Source organism: Pseudomonas sp. NPDC090592, assembly GCF_044769185.1.
Classification (GTDB): domain Bacteria; phylum Pseudomonadota; class Gammaproteobacteria; order Pseudomonadales; family Pseudomonadaceae; genus Aquipseudomonas.
Window position 1 is genome coordinate 50952 of record NZ_JBIVXJ010000018.1, and the last position, 15020, is coordinate 65971.

A 15020-nucleotide genomic window follows, 5' to 3' on the forward strand; every position below is an offset into this window, starting at 1 on the left:
ACCGTCGAGGGATGGGCACAGAGGCCGCCGCTACCTGCAGTGAACGAGCTCGCAGCCAGAAAATTTAGCCCACCACGGAGCCCGCCCGGGCTTAAATTTTGCCGGCCGTGCAACGTTCTAGCCTTGGACGGGCCGTGCTCCATGGCCGCAATGAATGCACAGGTATGCAATGACGATTTCCCGACGCGGTTTCATCGCCGGTGTGGCATTGACGGGTGTGGTGGTACCTGGCGCGCTGGGTGCGCTGTATGTGCAGCGCCAGCGCGAGGCCGAGGCATTTCCGGAAACGCCGGGCGAGGCCGTGGTGGAGTTGGCCGATACCCGGTTGCAGCAGTTGGGTGACACCTTGCGCGGCATCTGGCGCTGGACCCTGCAGGGCAAGGATGCGGGGCTGGATGGCCTGCCAGCAGGCGAACTGGAGCTGTTTCTTGACGTTGCCGCCAGCGGACGAGCCCTGCGCGGCTACCTGGATACCCCCGAGCGCCTGCGCGCAGACGAGGAGCCACGCTACCGTGTGGTGGGCGACCTGCTGGCGGACAAACCCGGCACGTTGCGCTGGCGCCTGTTTTCGGCCCAGGGGCGTTACGAGTGCCATATCGTGCTGGACGAGGTCTGGGGCCGCTTCGGCAATGCCGGGCCGGCAACCCTCAGCGGGCGCATTGCGCGCATGGACCGTGCCTTGACGCTGCCCATCGAGGATAACCACTTTTTGGCGTTGAAGCGCACGTTCCCTGAGGCGCGCGAGCGTACTCCGCTGAACCCGCAACTGCTGGCCTGGCTGATCGCTCCCGAGCATCGCCTGTTCCACCAGCTGTGGCATTCGTCGCGTGACAAGTGGCACAAGCTGGACAAGGACAAGCAGGGCGCCCTGCGTGGCCTGGGTTGGCAGCCGGGGCCGCGCGACGGCGAGCGCGATGCACGTGGCCGGCACAAGGACCGCAACGGCTCGGGCGAGGACTTCTTTTTCATGCACCGGCACATGCTTGGCAGTGCCCGCGCCCTGCAGGACTTGCCTTCATGGTCGCGGTTCCCGTTGCCGCAGCCGGAGCTGGAGCGTGACCGTGCCGGGTTTGCCCGCTACTTCGACAACCATGACGGCAATGCCCTGCCGCCTACCTGGCTGGCCAGCGGTGACGCGGACTACACCCAGTGGGTGCGTGACATCAAGACGCCAGATACCTTCCATGGCAACTTCCAGGTCTGGGAGTCACGCTACAGCGACCCGGAGTACCTGAGCACCCTGACCTTGGGCCAGTTCGGCTCAGAGGTGGAACTGGGCCTGCATGACTGGCTGCACATGCGTTGGGCATCGGTGCCCCGCGACCCGTCCAACGGCATGCCGGTGCCGACGGCACGCACGCCGGATGACTTTGCCGAGCGCTGGTTCGCGGCGGACAACGACTTCCTCGGTGACCCGTTTTCTTCCCATGTGAACCCGGTGTTCTGGCACTTTCATGGCTGGATCGATGACCGCATCGAAGACTGGTTCCTTGCCCATGAGCGGCTGCACCCGGGCGAAGTGCGGCGCCTGGAGGTCAATGGCGTGCAGTGGTTTGCGCCCGGGCGCTGGGTCGAGGTGGCAGATCCGTGGCTGGGGCCGGACACGCACGGTTGCTCGACAGTGCCGGGGTTGCGGCCCGGGCGCAGCGTGGAGATGGATCCTGAGACCATGAAGCTGGCATTGCGCATCATCTACAGCGATGAAGACCTGTTCGACAAGTTGCAGCCCAAAGTGCCGCAAAGGCCGTGGTATGCGCGTAACCTGAAGGTGGCGCGGCGTTCGGGCTGACGGGGGGGCGCGTCGCGCCCCAATCGCGACACAAGGCCGCTCCCACAGGTCGGCGCAAGGCTTTAATATTGCGTGGTCAATGTGGGAGCGGCCTTGCGTCGCGATTGGGCTGCGCAGCAGCCCCCGAAGGCGACCCGGACTAACGTTCGACCTGCCACCCCCCACCCAATGCCTTGTACAACGCCACACTACCCTGCAACCGGGCCAGGCGCAGTTGCGCCTGCTGGTCCTGTGCCACATACAAGGTGCGTTGGGTTTCCAGCACGCTCAGCAAGGTCTCGGCCCCCGCGCCATAGCGCTGCTGGGCCAGGTCAAACGCCAGCCGTGCCTGCTGCACTTCTTCATCCTGCCACTGCCGCTGGCGGTCTACACCCTGGATCGCATTCAGCGCTTTCTCGACATCGGCAAAGCCGGCCAGGATGCTGCTGCGGTAGGTTTCCAGCAATTCCGCCTGCTCGGCCTCGGCCAGTTCACGTGCGGCGCGTAACCGGCCGTTGTTGAAGATCGGCGCAACCAGCCCGCTGGTAAGGGTGTAGTAGGAACTGTCGAACAGGTGGGCAAAGGTGTTTGCACCTGCGCCCAGGCTGGCTCCCAAGGTCAGCTTGGGCAGCATGGCGGCGCGGGCAACCTGCACGTTGGCGCTGGCGGCGGCCAGCCGGGCTTCTGCGGCGGCAATATCCGGGCGGCGGGTGAGCAGTTCGCTCGGTACGCCGCTGCCGATGGCGGGCCACTGCAAGGTATCGATCGCCTCCCGGCTGGTGGGCAGTGACTGCACCGGGTCGCCCAGCAGGGTCGCCAGGGTGACCCGGCTGTCCTGCCACTTCTGTTCCAGCAAAGGCAACTGGCGTTGCTGGGTGGCCACCAGGCTGCGCTGTTGGGCCAGCTCCAGGCGGGTGGCGGAGCCGCTGCGTTGGCGCGCCTCGACCAGGCCCAGCACGTCCTGGGCATTGCGCAGGTTCAGGCGGGCGATACGCAGCTGTTCTTCCAGGGCCAGGCCTTGCAGGTAGCTGTCCGCTACCGCACTGACCAGGGTCAGTTCCACGGTCTGGCGGTCGAAGCGGCTGGCATCCAGGCTGCGCAAGGCGTTATCGCGGGTGGCGCGCAGGCCGCCCCAGAAGTCGATCTCGTAACTGGCGCTGAGCTGCGCGTCGAACGAGGTGCTGGTGGGTTCGTTGCGGCTGACGTCGAGCTGGTCGTTGCCGTCGCCGTGCAGCAGGCGCTGGCGGCTGCCATTCAGCCCCAGTTGCAGTTCTGGCAGCAGCGGCGCGCCGGCAATCACCGCTCGGGCCTGGGCCTGGCGTACCCGCGCCGTGGCGGCGGCCAGGTCGTGGGCGTTGTGCATGGCATGCTGCACCAGACGGTCCAGTTCATGGCTGGCAAACGCCTGCCACCACTGCGCTGATGGCGGGGTGGCCGCTTGGGCTGCGCCTTGCCAGGAAGCCGGAGCGACGATGCCGCTGGTGGGTGTCGGTGGCGTGCTGCAGGCGGCAAGGCTTACACACAAGGACAACAGGCAGATACGGCTAGGCAGTGTCATGGGTTATTCGCTGGTAAGGGCTTTGACCGGGTCGAGGCGGGCGGCTTTTCGCGCAGGCATGAAGCCGAACACGATGCCGGTTACGACGGCGCAGGCGAAAGCGCCGAGCATGGCAGGCAGGGCAAAGGCCACCGCCACTTCGGCCAGCATCAGGCCGCCGCCGATGGCCAGGGCCAGGACGATACCGGCCAGGCCGCCGACCATCGACAGCATCACCGCCTCGCTGAGGAACTGGCGCAGGATGTCGCGCTGGCGCGCACCGGTGGCCATGCGGATACCGATTTCCCGGGTGCGCTCGCGCACGGTCATCAGCATGATGTTCATCACGCCGATACCGCCCACCAGCAGCGAGATCGCGGCAATCGCCCCCAGCATCAGCGACAGGCTGTTCTGCGTGCGTGCCTCGGCCTGGATCAGCGCCGCGTCGTTGGTCAGCTCAAAGTCCTGACGGCCGTTGTGGCGCTGGCGCAGCAGGCGGTCGATGGCGGCTTCGGCTTCGTTGACCCGGGTGGAGTCCTGCGCAGCGACGGTGATGTAGTCCGGGTCGCGCTGGCCGAACAGGCGGATGGCGGCGGCGGAGTAGGGCACCGCAATGCGTCCGTCGCTATCCTGGTCGCCAGAGCTGGCACCCTTGCCGGCCAGGATGCCGACTACCTGGAACGGCACGTTGCCGATCAGGATGTACTGCCCCAGCGGGTCGCGCCCGGGGTCGAGCATCTTTTCCCGCACCTTCTGGCCGATCACGGCCACTGCCGCGGCATTGGCCTCGTCGGCATCGGTGAAAAAGCTGCCTTCCACCGCCGGCCAGTTGAAGATCTCGGGGAACCAGGTGTTGTTGCCGCCCACGTAGAACTGCTGGCTGCTGTTGCCGTGGCGCACCATCATCTTCTCGCCGATTACCGGCATCACATGCTTGACTTGCGGCAACTGGCCGATGGCGGCGACGTCATCCAGGGTGATGGTACCGGCCTGTTCGCCCAGGCTTGCCGGCTTGCCGTTGAGGTAGAGGATGTTGGAGCCGAAGGCGGCCATCTGCGCCATGACCTGCCGCTTGCTGCCTTCGCCCACCGCCAGCATCACCACGACCGAGGCCACACCGATGACAATGCCCAGCAGGGTCAGGGCGGTGCGGAAGCGGTTGACCCACATCACCCGCCAGGCGGCTTGCAGGGCTTCGATCAGTTCACCTTTCCATGCCCCGCGCAAGGTCGCGCCGCGGTCCAGGCGTTGACGCAACTGGTCGGCTTGCAGCCCTTGCCCAATCTGGGTCGCAGGTTGTTCGGCGGCCGAGTCGCTGATGATCAGGCCATCACGAATTTCGATCACCCGCTGCGCCCGCGCCGCCACATCACGGTCGTGGGTGATCAGGATGATCACATGGCCTTGGCTGGCCAGTTCGTCGAGCAGCGCCATGACCTCGGTGCCGCTGTGGCTGTCGAGGGCACCGGTGGGTTCGTCGGCGAGGATGATATGGCCGCCGTTCATCAGGGCGCGGGCAATCGACACCCGTTGCTGCTGGCCGCCAGACAACTGGTGCGGGCGGTTGCCGGTGCGGCTGGCCAGGCCCAGGCGGCCGAGCAGGGCGCTGGCGCGGGCGTGGCGTTCGCTGGCGTCGATGCCGGCGTAGATGGCCGGCATCTCGACGTTTTCCTGTGCCGAGCCCGAGGGGATCAGGTGGTAGCCCTGGAACACGAAGCCGAATGCCTCGCGGCGCAGCCAGGCCAGTTCGTCGCTGTCCAGCGTGGCCACGTCCTTGCCGGCGAAGCGATAGCTGCCGGAGCTGGGGCGGTCGAGGCAGCCGAGGATGTTCATCAGGGTCGACTTGCCAGAGCCTGAGGCGCCGACGATGGCGACGAATTCGCCAGGGTGGATGCTCAGGCTGATGCCGTGGAGGATGTCGACCTTGGGGGTATCGAGACCGCCGTAGGATTTGCGGATGTCGACCAGCTCGATCAGGGGGGCGCTCATTCAGCCTCCGCTCAGCGTGGGGGCACCGATGACCAGGCGCTCGCCTTCGTTGAGGCCGTCCAGTACCTGCACCCGCAGGCGGTCGCTGAGGCCGGTGCGTACCTGGCGCTGTTCCACCTTGCCGTCCACGGTCAGCACATGCGCCAGGCGCAGGCCTTCGCCGTCGTCCAGCGCCGCCAGCGGCACGGTCAACACTTGGTTGGCCTTGCCCGCTACAAAGAATACCTGTGTGGTCATCTCGGCCATCAGCGCACCGTCCGGGTTGTCGACATCCAGCAGTACGCTGTACTGCACCACCTGGCTGCCGGCGCTGCCATTGCTGACGCTGGCCGGGCTACCGCCACCCTGGCTGGCCTGCTCCAGCGGCTTGGGCGGAATCGGCAGCACTTGCCGCACGGTGCTGGTCCAGCGGCGCTTGCCGCCGGCCAGGGTGGTGAAGTAGGCGGTCATGCCCGGCTTGACCTTGCCGATGTCAGCCTCGGAGACCTGGGCCCAGACGGTCATCGGCGAGAGCTTGGCAATGCGCAGGATCAACGGGGTTTGCTGCTGGGCATTGAGGGTTTGCCCTTCGCGGGCATCCACGGCCACCACCGTGCCGTCCATGGGCGCGTAGATGCGCGTGTAGCCCAGCTCGGCCTCGTCGCTGCGCAGGCTGGCCTGGGCCTGGCGGATCTGCGCCTGGAACATGTCGATGCGCGCCTGGGTCACTTTCAACTGTGCGGCTGCCGTTTGCACGTCTTCTTCACGGGTGGCGCCGGCGGCGGCCAGGTCGCGCTGGCGCTTGAGCTGTTGCTGGGCCAGCAGGCCCTGGGCGCGCTGTTCGGCCAGTTGGGCCTTGAGGTTGTCGATCGAGTAGCGCCCGGCATCCAGCCGGGCTTGCTGGGTCGAAGGGTCGATCTCGACCAGCAACTGGCCTTTGCGCACCGTGTCGCCAACCTCGACGTGCAGCTTGTGGATCTGCCCGGAGGCCTGCGCGCCAACATCCACGTAGCGCCGGGGTTGCAGGGTGCCCAAGGCGGTAACGCTGCTTTCGATGTCGGCGCGTGTGACGGTCACCGTGCTCAGCGGCTGGGAGCCGTAGGGCAGGGCCTTCCAGGCCAGCAGGCAGCCCGCGCCGAGCAGGCCCAGGCCCGCGAGCACGACACGGCGGCGGGTGTTGGTTAAAGGTCGCATGCAGACTTCCAGCCAGAGTGAGGGCCGCGCGCTGCCAGGTGACGGCGCGCGCACCGAGGTCACAGATAGACGAAACCCCGACCAGTGGATTTAACCCAGGCAGGAGGAGTGTTGGCGTGTTGCTGAGAATCATTATAGTTTGTAAGATCGCACGTTGACATCACTCGGTCCCGCGCCGCTGCCTGAAAAGGCTTTCTGGCAAGGCTGGCAGGACATCTCAGGTAACGTCGTGGAACATTACTATCGCGAACTGGTGGGTTTCCTCTCCGCGCGCCTGGGCAGTCGCCAAGCTGCCGAAGACGTGGCGCATGATGCTTACCTGCGGGTGCTGGAACGCACCGATGCCGAGCGCATCGAGCACCCGCGCGCGTTTCTTTACCGTACCGCGCTCAATCTGGTGGTCGACCGCCACCGGCGGCATCAGGTGCGCCAGGCCGAGCCATTGGAAGTGCTGGACAGCGACGAGCGCTGGCACACGGCGGCGCCGTCCCATGATTTGCAGCTGGACCAGCGCCTGGCACTGATGCAGCGTGCGCTGGATGAGCTGAGCAAGGTGTGCCGTGACTGCTTCCTGCTGCGCAAGCTCGACGGCCTCTCGCACCCGCAGATTGCCGAACACCTGGGCATTTCCCGTAGCGTGGTGGAGAAGCACATCGTTAACGCCATGAAGCACTGCAGGGTGCGCATGCGCGAGTGGGAGTCCTGAAGGGCGCGTCAAAGGCAAATGAAAATTCCGTCAGTCAATCACTTGATTTATGCGGTTTTCCCGACTTCTATCAAAGGAGACCCCTGCCGACCGTAGCGTTGGCAGTAGCCGTCACTGGCGCAGTATGGTCATGGAGCGTAACCATTACCCAACTGCCCAGGTCCGACCATGGCTAACAAGACCCTGCGCATCCTCATCGCCGACTCACACCCCTGCCAGCGCCTCCAGCTGGAGCGGCTGCTCAATGGCCTGGGCTATTACCGTATTGCCCCCGTAGACAGCTTCGAGGAGTTGCAACGCCTGGTGCAGTGCGCCTTGCAGCCTTTTCACCTGCTGCTGGGCAATATCGAACTGGCCAGCCATGCCGGGGTCGACCTGGCGCGCTTCTGCCGCGTCAGTACGCAGATCCAGCACGCCCTGCTTTACCACTCCGCGCAGTTGAAAGTGCCTTCAGTGCCGCAGACTGAACGGCAGGCGGTCAGCCTGAGCTTGCCGCAGGTGCCCGATAACGAGGCGCTGGAGTCGTTCATGGCGATCATCGACGCGCCGCTGCTGGTCGGCAAGCTACCGCTGCCAGGCGCCATGCCGGTTGCCACGGCCCGGCCCCGGCCACGGGCCAACTTTGCGCACACGGTGTTCAGCCGCTAGCGCCGTAACAGCCTAGCACCATGGGGCTGACTGAGTGGCATTAGGGGCAAGGGGGCAGCTATTTGCTATCCTCTTGCCCTTTGCCGATTTGCGGACCTTGCCATGACTGCCATCGATACCGCTCGCCCGCCCCGGTTCAGCCGCGGCGACCACCGGACCCTGGGCCTGGCGGCGCTGGGCGGCGCGCTGGAAATCTACGATTTCATCATTTTCGTGTTCTTTGCGCTGACCCTCAGCCAGCTGTTCTTCCCACCCGAGATGCCTGAGTGGCTGCGCCTGCTGCAAAGCTTCGGCATTTTCGTCACCGGCTACCTGGCGCGGCCGCTGGGCGGCATCCTGATGGCGCACTTCGCCGACCACCTGGGGCGCAAGCGGGTGTTCAGCCTGAGCATCCTGATGATGGCCTTGCCATGCCTGCTGATCGGGGTGATGCCGACCTATGCCGACATCGGCTATGCCGCGCCGCTGATCCTGCTGGCGCTGCGCATTCTCCAGGGGGCGGCTGTGGGGGGCGAGGTGCCGAGTGCCTGGACCTTCGTCGCCGAGCATGCGCCCGCCGGGCGGCGGGGTTACGCCCTGGGCTTCCTGCAGGCCGGGCTGACCTTTGGCTACCTGCTGGGGGCGCTGACCGCGACCTTGCTGGCGCAGGTGTATACCCCACAGGAAATCCTCGACTACGCCTGGCGCTACCCGTTCCTGCTGGGCGGGGTGTTTGGTGTGATCGGCGTGTGGCTGCGCCGCTGGCTCAGCGAAACGCCGGTGTTCCTTGCCCTGCGCGCACGCCAGGAGCAGCCTGTGACGTTCCCGCTGCGGCGGGTGCTGGGTGAACACCGGCGGGCATTGGTCCCGGCGGCGCTGCTGACCTGTGTACTGACCTCCGCCGTGGTGGTGCTGGTGGTGATTACCCCGACGGTGATGCAACAACGCTTCGGCATGACAGCCGGGCACACCTTTGCCCTGAGCAGCGTGGGCATTGTCTTCCTCAACATTGGCTGTGTACTGGCAGGGCTGCTGGTCGACCGCGTGGGTGCCTGGCGTGCGTTGATGTTCTACAGCCTGCTGCTGCCGCTGGGTATTGGCGCGTTGTACGCCAGCCTGGTAGGGCAGTGGGGCATGACCTGGCTGGCCTATGCGCTGGCGGGGTTGAGCTGCGGCGTGGTGGGGGTGGTGCCGTCGGTGATGGTCGGGTTGTTCCCGGCTGAAATCCGAGTGTCGGGCATTTCCTTCACCTACAACGTGGCCTACGCACTGTGGGCCAGCACCACGCCGCTGGCACTGATTGCACTGATGCCGTGGAGCCCGTGGGTGTGTGTCGGCTTTTGTCTGGTCATGGGCACCGTGGGGTTGCTGACGGCCTTGTATTTCGGGCGCCGTGAGCCGTTGGCGTTTGCGGCGGAGCCGATGCCGATCATGTGCGGTGACAAATGAGCCGGAAACGGCAGAGGGATAGTGAGGCAGACTTCCGGGCGAGGGTTATTGGAATAACCTATTAGCCAAATTTAACCTGGAAGGTTAATTTCTCATGGAAAAGAGAACGCCTCATTGCTCGCTGGTGCGGGTAAAAGAGCTGGCTAGCGCTGGCCGCATCAGTCCTACCACTGCCGCCCTGCGAGGCGCGCAGGCTCTGGATATGGCGTATACGGACATGCTTGCTGTGGTCTGTGCGCTGGAGCGCAGAGATTTTTATAAAAGCATGACCAGTTATACCGACCACCGCGTATGGCAAGATGTTTACCGGCCGCTCACGGTGAAAGGCTACCTGTACCTGAAACTGTCTGTGGTAGATGACGTGCTCATCGTGTCATTCAAGGAGTTGTGAACATGAGATGCCCGATTTGTGGGGGTGCCGAGCTCGCACCAGACACCAAGGACATGCCATACCGGTACAAGGGGCAATCGACCGTGATCCCTGATGTCGCAGGTAATTACTGCTCTGCCTGTGGTGAGGCAGTACTAAGCCATGACGAGGCAATGCGTATCAGCGATCTTATGTCGGCATTCAACCGACAGGTCAATGCGCTAGAAGTCGATCCTGAATTCATTATTTCCGTGCGCAAGAAATTTGATCTGGATCAGCGGGAAGCAGGGGAAATCTTCGGTGGCGGGGTCAATGCTTTTTCACGCTACGAGAATGGCAAAACGAAGCCACCAGTGGCACTGGTAAAATTGTTCAAGCTTCTTGATCGTCACCCGGAGTTGTTCGAAGAAGTCAGAACCGCCTAACCCGGGTCGATGCAAAAAAGCCCCCGGTTTTTACGAGCCGGGGGCTTTTTGTTGCAGCAAGAGCTGGGGCGTTACATGTTCGGGTAGTTCGGCCCGCCAGCGCCTTCAGGGGTAACCCAGGTGATGTTCTGGGCCGGGTCCTTGATGTCGCAGGTCTTGCAGTGCACGCAGTTCTGCGCGTTGATCTGGAAGCGCTTGTTGCCGTCCTCCTGGGTGACCACTTCGTACACGCCGGCCGGGCAGTAGCGCTGGGCCGGTTCGTCGTACAGCGGCAGGTTGCTGGCGATCGGCACGTTCGGGTCGGTCAGCTTCAGGTGGCAGGGTTGTTCCTCTTCGTGGTTGGTGCTGGAGAGGAATACCGAGCTGAGCTTGTCGAAGCTGAGCTTGCCGTCCGGTTTTGGGTAATCGATCTTTTTCGAGTCCGCCGCGAGCTTGAGGCAGGCGTAGTCCGGCTTGGTGTCGTGCAGGGTGAACGGCAGCTTGCCGCCGAACCAGTTCTGGTCGACATAGTTGAACGCGCCACCGAGCAGCGGGCCGAACTTGTGCAGCGCCGGGCCGAAGTTGCGGCTGGCGAACAGTTCTTCGTACAACCAGCTGGCCTTGAAGGCGCTGACGTAGCCGTTCAGCTGGTCGCCGCCTTCGCTGCCGGCGATCAGTGCGTCGGCCACGGCTTCGGCCGCGAGCATGCCCGACTTCATCGCGGTGTGGCTGCCCTTGATCTTGGAGAAGTTCAGGGTGCCCAGGTCGCAGCCGATCAGCGCGCCGCCGTTGAAGACCATCTTCGGCAGCGAGTTCAGGCCGCCTTTGCAGATGGCGCGGGCGCCGTAGCTGATGCGCTTGCCGCCTTCGAGGTACTGGCTCATCACCGGGTGGTGTTTCAGGCGCTGGAATTCATCGAACGGCGACAGGTACGGGTTGGCATAGGACAGGTCGACGATCAGGCCGACCACTACCTGGTTGTTTTCCAGGTGATAGAGGAACGAACCACCGGTGTTGTCCTTGGCTACCACGTCCAGCGGCCAGCCGGCGGTGTGCACCACCAGGCCTTGCTCGTGCTTGGCCGGGTCGATTTCCCAGATTTCCTTCAGGCCGATGCCGTAGTGCTGCACATCGGACTCGTTGTCCAGGTTGAAGCGCTTGATCAGCTGCTTGCCGATATGGCCACGGCAGCCTTCGGCGAACAGGGTGTACTTGCCACGCAGCTCCATGCCCGGGGTGTACATGCCGTCTTTCGGGTTGCCTTCACGGTCCACACCCATGTCACCGGTGACAATGCCGCGCACCACGCCATTTTCATCGAACAGCGCTTCCTGGGCGGCGAAGCCCGGGTAGACTTCCACGCCCAGGTTCTCGGCCTGCTGGGCCAGCCAGCGGCACAGGTTGCCCAGCGAGATGATGTAGTTGCCATGGTTGTGCATGGTCTTGGGCACGAACAGGTCAGGCACCTTGGTGGCGCTGCCGGCATCCTTGAGCACATAGATGTCGTCGCGCTTCACTTCGGTGTTCAGCGGGGCGCCGAGTTCTTTCCAGTCAGGGAACAGCTCGTTCAGCGCACGGGGCTCGAACACCGCGCCGGAGAGGATGTGGGCGCCGACTTCAGAGCCTTTTTCCACCACGCAGACGCTGATTTCGCTACCGGCTTCGGCGGCCTTCTGCTTCAGGCGGCAGGCGGCGGACAGGCCCGCCGGGCCGGCGCCGACGATGACCACGTCGAATTCCATGTATTCGCGTTCCACTGGTTCTCTCCTACTCATCAAGGCTCGTGCTGTTGCTTTGTCTTATGGGTGCTTGCGCACAGTGGCTCATCACGGGAGCGAAACTGTAGCTGCGCAAATGACGGACTACACCGTTTTGTCTTGGCCGCGCATTATATCTACACCACTTGGCGGGTCCAATACAAACGTTTGTTTGAATTTGCCGCAGGCCAGTAAAATCACAGGAACGCGGCTGGAGGGTGACCGATTTGCCGTATTGACCGGATGGGGTGTTACGGTCAAGATACGAGCGGTTTTACGTTCGCCGTAGGCTTGCAGCCGGGCGCAGGTACACCTCTAAAGACCAGGTGTGGAGCAGGGTTTTGCGGCCTTTGGCCGGCTTGTAGTGGAGTTTACACGCCACGACAGGAAATGACCCGTGAGTATTTGTCGCAATAGTCCGGACAAGACTGTTCGGTCACAGTGAAGATACTGGCTCCCGGTACGTTTTTAGAGGTGCCCTTGTACCCACGCGCATCGCCGGGCTCAGCCCCAGGCGACTATCTATTCACCGGAGAGTAACGAGGAATCCATGAAGGTTCTTGTAGCTGTCAAACGAGTGGTCGACTACAACGTCAAGGTTCGCGTCAAGGCGGACAACTCCGGCGTCGACCTTGCTAACGTCAAGATGTCCATGAACCCCTTCTGCGAAATCGCCGTGGAAGAGGCTGTCCGCCTGAAGGAAAAGGGCGTTGCGACCGAGATCGTCGTCGTTTCCGTTGGCCCGGCCACTGCCCAGGAGCAACTGCGTACCGCCCTGGCCCTGGGTGCCGACCGTGCCATCCTGGTAGAAGCCGCTGACGAACTGAACTCCCTGGCCGTTGCCAAGGCGTTGAAAGCCGTTGTCGACAAGGAGCAGCCGCAGCTGGTCATCCTCGGCAAGCAGGCCATCGACAGCGACAACAACCAGACCGGCCAGATGCTGGCCGCGCTGACCGGCTACGCGCAAGGCACCTTCGCCTCCAAGGTCGAAGTCGCTGGCGACAAGCTGAATGTCACCCGTGAAATCGACGGCGGCCTGCAGACCGTATCGCTGAACCTGCCAGCCATCGTCACCACCGACCTGCGCCTGAACGAGCCGCGCTACGCGTCGCTGCCGAACATCATGAAGGCCAAGAAGAAGCCGCTGGAGACCGTTACTCCAGACGCGCTGGGCGTTTCCCTCGCCTCCACCAACAAGACCCTGAAGGTTGAAGCCCCGGCTGCCCGCAGCGCTGGCATCAAGGTCAAATCGGTGGCCGAACTGGTCGAGAAGCTGAAGAACGAAGCGAAGGTAATCTAAATGACTATCCTGGTTGTCGCTGAATACGAGAACGGTGCCGTAGCCCCGGCCACCCTGAATACTGTCGCTGCTGCCGCCAAGATCGGTGGTGATGTGCACGTACTGGTCGCTGGCCAGAACGTCGGTGGCGTTGCCGAATCTGCTGCCAAGATCGCTGGCGTGGCCAAGGTGCTGGTTGCCGATAACGCAGCCTACGCCCACGTGCTGCCAGAGAACGTCGCGCCGCTGATCAAAGAGCTGGCGAGCGGCTACAGCCACGTGCTGGCACCGGCCACCACCAATGGCAAGAACATCCTGCCTCGCGTTGCCGCGCTGCTGGATGTGGACCAGATCTCCGAGATCATCTCGGTCGAGTCCGCCGACACCTTCAAGCGCCCGATCTACGCCGGTAACGCCATTGCCACCGTGCAATCGAGCGCTGCGGTCAAGGTCATCACCGTGCGTACCACCGGCTTCGACCCGGTCGCCGCCGAAGGTGGCTCGGCCGCTGTTGAAGCTGTTGGTGCTGCGCACAACGCCGGCATTTCGGCCTTCGTTGGTGAAGAGCTGGCCAAGTCCGACCGCCCAGAGCTGACCGCTGCCAAGATCGTCGTTTCCGGCGGCCGCGGCATGGGCAACGGTGACAACTTCAAGCACCTGTACAGCCTGGCCGACAAGCTCGGCGCTGCCGTTGGTGCCTCGCGCGCTGCGGTCGACGCAGGCTTCGTGCCGAACGACATGCAGGTCGGTCAGACCGGCAAGATCGTTGCACCACAGCTGTACATCGCCGTCGGTATCTCCGGCGCGATCCAGCACCTGGCCGGCATGAAGGACTCCAAGGTGATCGTTGCGATCAACAAGGACGAAGAAGCGCCGATCTTCCAGGTAGCCGACTACGGCCTGGTTGCCGACCTGTTCGAAGCGGTTCCGGAGCTGGAAAAGCTGGTCTGATCCGCCTGCTTCACTTATAAAGAACCCGGCCCTCGTACAGGGGGCCGGGTTTTTTTTGGCCTGTACCGGCCCTATCGCCGGCAAGCCAGCTCCCACAGTTACAGCACTGCCCTTGAGCGCTGTGCTGTACCTGTGGGAGCTGGCTTGCCGGCGATAGGGCCGGGTCAAGCAATACAAGGAGTGAGGGATGATGTTGCGCGGAACGGGCAGGGCGCTGGCGTGTGTGGCGCTGTTGATGTCACCACTGGCCATGGCGGCAGGCAAGTGCGAACGCCTGGTGGCAACGGGCAGCCCGGATGCGCCGCCCTATTCGTGGCAAGATCCGAAAGACCCGAAACACCTGATCGGCGCCAACGTCGACCTGTTGCGCCAGGTGGCTGGCGAGCTGGGTGTAAAGGTGGAAGTGCTGAATGCCGGCCGTCGCGACCAGGCACTGGAGGAAGTGCGCAGCGGGCGTATGGATCTGCTGCTCGATACACCGATGCAGGTCGAGCAACTGACTGCGCTGGACTACATCCATCCGCCGTTGCAACTGAATGAATACCTGGTGTGGACCCGTCACGATGCCGAGCTGACCTTCGACGGCCCGGCGGACCTGGCCAGGTATCAAGGCAGTTTGTCTGAGCGAGCGCGGCTGACCCCGGCCTTTACCGCCTTCGCCAAGGCCCAGCTCAAGCTGGTGCCCGCGCAGAACCTGACCCAGGCGTTCCAGAAACTGGTGCTCGGCCAGGTGGATTATGTGCTGGCCGGGCGCTATTCCGGCATGGCCATGGCCCAGAGCCTGGGTATGAACAATGACCTGATCGCCCGTGGCCTGCCGGTGGACCGGCCGGGCCTGTACCTGGCCCTTTCGCACAACTCGGCATGCAATGACAGCTGGTTGCGTGGGCAATTGGCGAAAAAACTGACAGAATTGCCGATCTCCGGTGCGTCCGAGGCCGTCCTGCAACGCAATGTAGAGCGCTGGAAAGCGCAGTTGCAGGTACCGGCGGATGCCCCCAAACACTAGG

General features: G+C 63.7%; 13 protein-coding genes. 9 read left to right on the forward strand and 4 right to left on the reverse strand.

The genetic code is table 11. The features are described from left to right. Positions 1 to 169: 169 nt before the first annotated feature. A complete protein-coding gene (locus ACIQUI_RS17370) occupies positions 170 to 1789 on the forward strand; it encodes a PvdJ/PvdD/PvdP-like protein (RefSeq protein WP_403200780.1) in 1620 nt (539 codons plus the stop codon). Positions 1790 to 1928: 139 nt separating this feature from the next. On the opposite strand, the gene ACIQUI_RS17375 is transcribed toward ACIQUI_RS17370, so the two are convergent. Genes ACIQUI_RS17375 through ACIQUI_RS17385 form a run of 3 tightly spaced genes read right to left on the reverse strand, consistent with a single transcriptional unit; the run spans position 1929 to position 6467 of the window. Then, entirely contained in the window at positions 1929 to 3326 is a 1398-nt protein-coding gene (locus ACIQUI_RS17375; protein ID WP_403200783.1) for an efflux transporter outer membrane subunit, read from the reverse strand. A 3-nt stretch (positions 3327 to 3329) separates the two neighbouring features. Then, positions 3330 to 5294, reverse strand: a complete 1965-nt coding sequence (locus ACIQUI_RS17380; protein WP_403200786.1) for a MacB family efflux pump subunit — start codon at positions 5292 to 5294, stop codon at positions 3330 to 3332. Further along, positions 5295 to 6467 (reverse strand): efflux RND transporter periplasmic adaptor subunit, encoded by a 1173-nt coding sequence (locus ACIQUI_RS17385; RefSeq protein WP_403200789.1) that lies wholly within the window; start codon positions 6465 to 6467, stop codon positions 5295 to 5297. It abuts the gene before it with no gap. A gap of 178 nt (positions 6468 to 6645) precedes the next feature. Between ACIQUI_RS17385 and ACIQUI_RS17390 the strand changes: the two genes are divergently transcribed. The 5 genes from ACIQUI_RS17390 (at position 6646) to ACIQUI_RS17410 (ending at position 10044) form a co-directional block, all read left to right on the forward strand. After that, positions 6646 to 7173 (forward strand): sigma-70 family RNA polymerase sigma factor, encoded by a 528-nt coding sequence (locus ACIQUI_RS17390; protein WP_403200905.1) that lies wholly within the window; start codon positions 6646 to 6648, stop codon positions 7171 to 7173. Positions 7174 to 7341: 168 nt separating this feature from the next. Next, a complete protein-coding gene (locus ACIQUI_RS17395) occupies positions 7342 to 7821 on the forward strand; it encodes a histidine kinase (protein WP_403200790.1) in 480 nt (159 codons plus the stop codon). Between the two features lie 102 nt (positions 7822 to 7923). After that, positions 7924 to 9249 (forward strand): MFS transporter, encoded by a 1326-nt coding sequence (locus ACIQUI_RS17400; protein WP_403200793.1) that lies wholly within the window; start codon positions 7924 to 7926, stop codon positions 9247 to 9249. A 94-nt stretch (positions 9250 to 9343) separates the two neighbouring features. Continuing rightward, positions 9344 to 9640: a type II toxin-antitoxin system MqsR family toxin gene (locus ACIQUI_RS17405; RefSeq protein ID WP_403200795.1), complete on the forward strand. Its 297-nt coding sequence runs from the start codon at positions 9344 to 9346 to the stop codon at positions 9638 to 9640. Positions 9641 to 9642: 2 nt separating this feature from the next. Continuing rightward, entirely contained in the window at positions 9643 to 10044 is a 402-nt protein-coding gene (locus ACIQUI_RS17410) for a type II toxin-antitoxin system MqsA family antitoxin (RefSeq protein ID WP_403200797.1), read from the forward strand. Positions 10045 to 10115: 71 nt separating this feature from the next. On the opposite strand, the gene ACIQUI_RS17415 is transcribed toward ACIQUI_RS17410, so the two are convergent. Next, entirely contained in the window at positions 10116 to 11798 is a 1683-nt protein-coding gene (locus ACIQUI_RS17415) for a 4Fe-4S dicluster domain-containing protein (RefSeq protein WP_391127867.1), read from the reverse strand. Positions 11799 to 12330: 532 nt separating this feature from the next. Here ACIQUI_RS17415 and ACIQUI_RS17420 point away from each other — a divergent pair. The 3 genes from ACIQUI_RS17420 to ACIQUI_RS17430 all read left to right on the forward strand — a co-directional run bounded on the left by ACIQUI_RS17420 (position 12331) and on the right by ACIQUI_RS17430 (position 15019). Beyond that, on the forward strand, positions 12331 to 13080 hold the full coding sequence (locus ACIQUI_RS17420) for an electron transfer flavoprotein subunit beta/FixA family protein (protein ID WP_391127870.1): 750 nt from the start codon (positions 12331 to 12333) through the stop codon (positions 13078 to 13080). Further along, positions 13081 to 14010 carry an electron transfer flavoprotein subunit alpha/FixB family protein gene (locus tag ACIQUI_RS17425; protein ID WP_201203943.1) on the forward strand — a complete coding sequence of 310 codons (930 nt, stop codon included), beginning with the start codon at positions 13081 to 13083 and terminating at the stop codon, positions 14008 to 14010. A 187-nt stretch (positions 14011 to 14197) separates the two neighbouring features. Further along, positions 14198 to 15019, forward strand: coding sequence for a substrate-binding periplasmic protein (locus tag ACIQUI_RS17430; RefSeq protein WP_403200802.1), 822 nt, complete (start codon positions 14198 to 14200; stop codon positions 15017 to 15019). Position 15020 lies beyond the last annotated feature (1 nt).

Coding starts and splice junctions, on each gene's coding strand:
- ACIQUI_RS17370 (WP_403200780.1), top strand. CDS start 170: ATGACGATTTCCCGACGCGGTTTCATCGCCGGTGTGGCATTGACGGGT.
- ACIQUI_RS17375 (WP_403200783.1), bottom strand. CDS start 3,326: ATGACACTGCCTAGCCGTATCTGCCTGTTGTCCTTGTGTGTAAGCCTT.
- ACIQUI_RS17380 (WP_403200786.1), bottom strand. CDS start 5,294: ATGAGCGCCCCCCTGATCGAGCTGGTCGACATCCGCAAATCCTACGGC.
- ACIQUI_RS17385 (WP_403200789.1), bottom strand. CDS start 6,467: ATGCGACCTTTAACCAACACCCGCCGCCGTGTCGTGCTCGCGGGCCTG.
- ACIQUI_RS17395 (WP_403200790.1), top strand. CDS start 7,342: ATGGCTAACAAGACCCTGCGCATCCTCATCGCCGACTCACACCCCTGC.
- ACIQUI_RS17400 (WP_403200793.1), top strand. CDS start 7,924: ATGACTGCCATCGATACCGCTCGCCCGCCCCGGTTCAGCCGCGGCGAC.
- ACIQUI_RS17405 (WP_403200795.1), top strand. CDS start 9,344: ATGGAAAAGAGAACGCCTCATTGCTCGCTGGTGCGGGTAAAAGAGCTG.
- ACIQUI_RS17410 (WP_403200797.1), top strand. CDS start 9,643: ATGAGATGCCCGATTTGTGGGGGTGCCGAGCTCGCACCAGACACCAAG.
- ACIQUI_RS17415 (WP_391127867.1), bottom strand. CDS start 11,798: ATGAGTAGGAGAGAACCAGTGGAACGCGAATACATGGAATTCGACGTG.
- ACIQUI_RS17420 (WP_391127870.1), top strand. CDS start 12,331: ATGAAGGTTCTTGTAGCTGTCAAACGAGTGGTCGACTACAACGTCAAG.
- ACIQUI_RS17425 (WP_201203943.1), top strand. CDS start 13,081: ATGACTATCCTGGTTGTCGCTGAATACGAGAACGGTGCCGTAGCCCCG.
- ACIQUI_RS17430 (WP_403200802.1), top strand. CDS start 14,198: ATGATGTTGCGCGGAACGGGCAGGGCGCTGGCGTGTGTGGCGCTGTTG.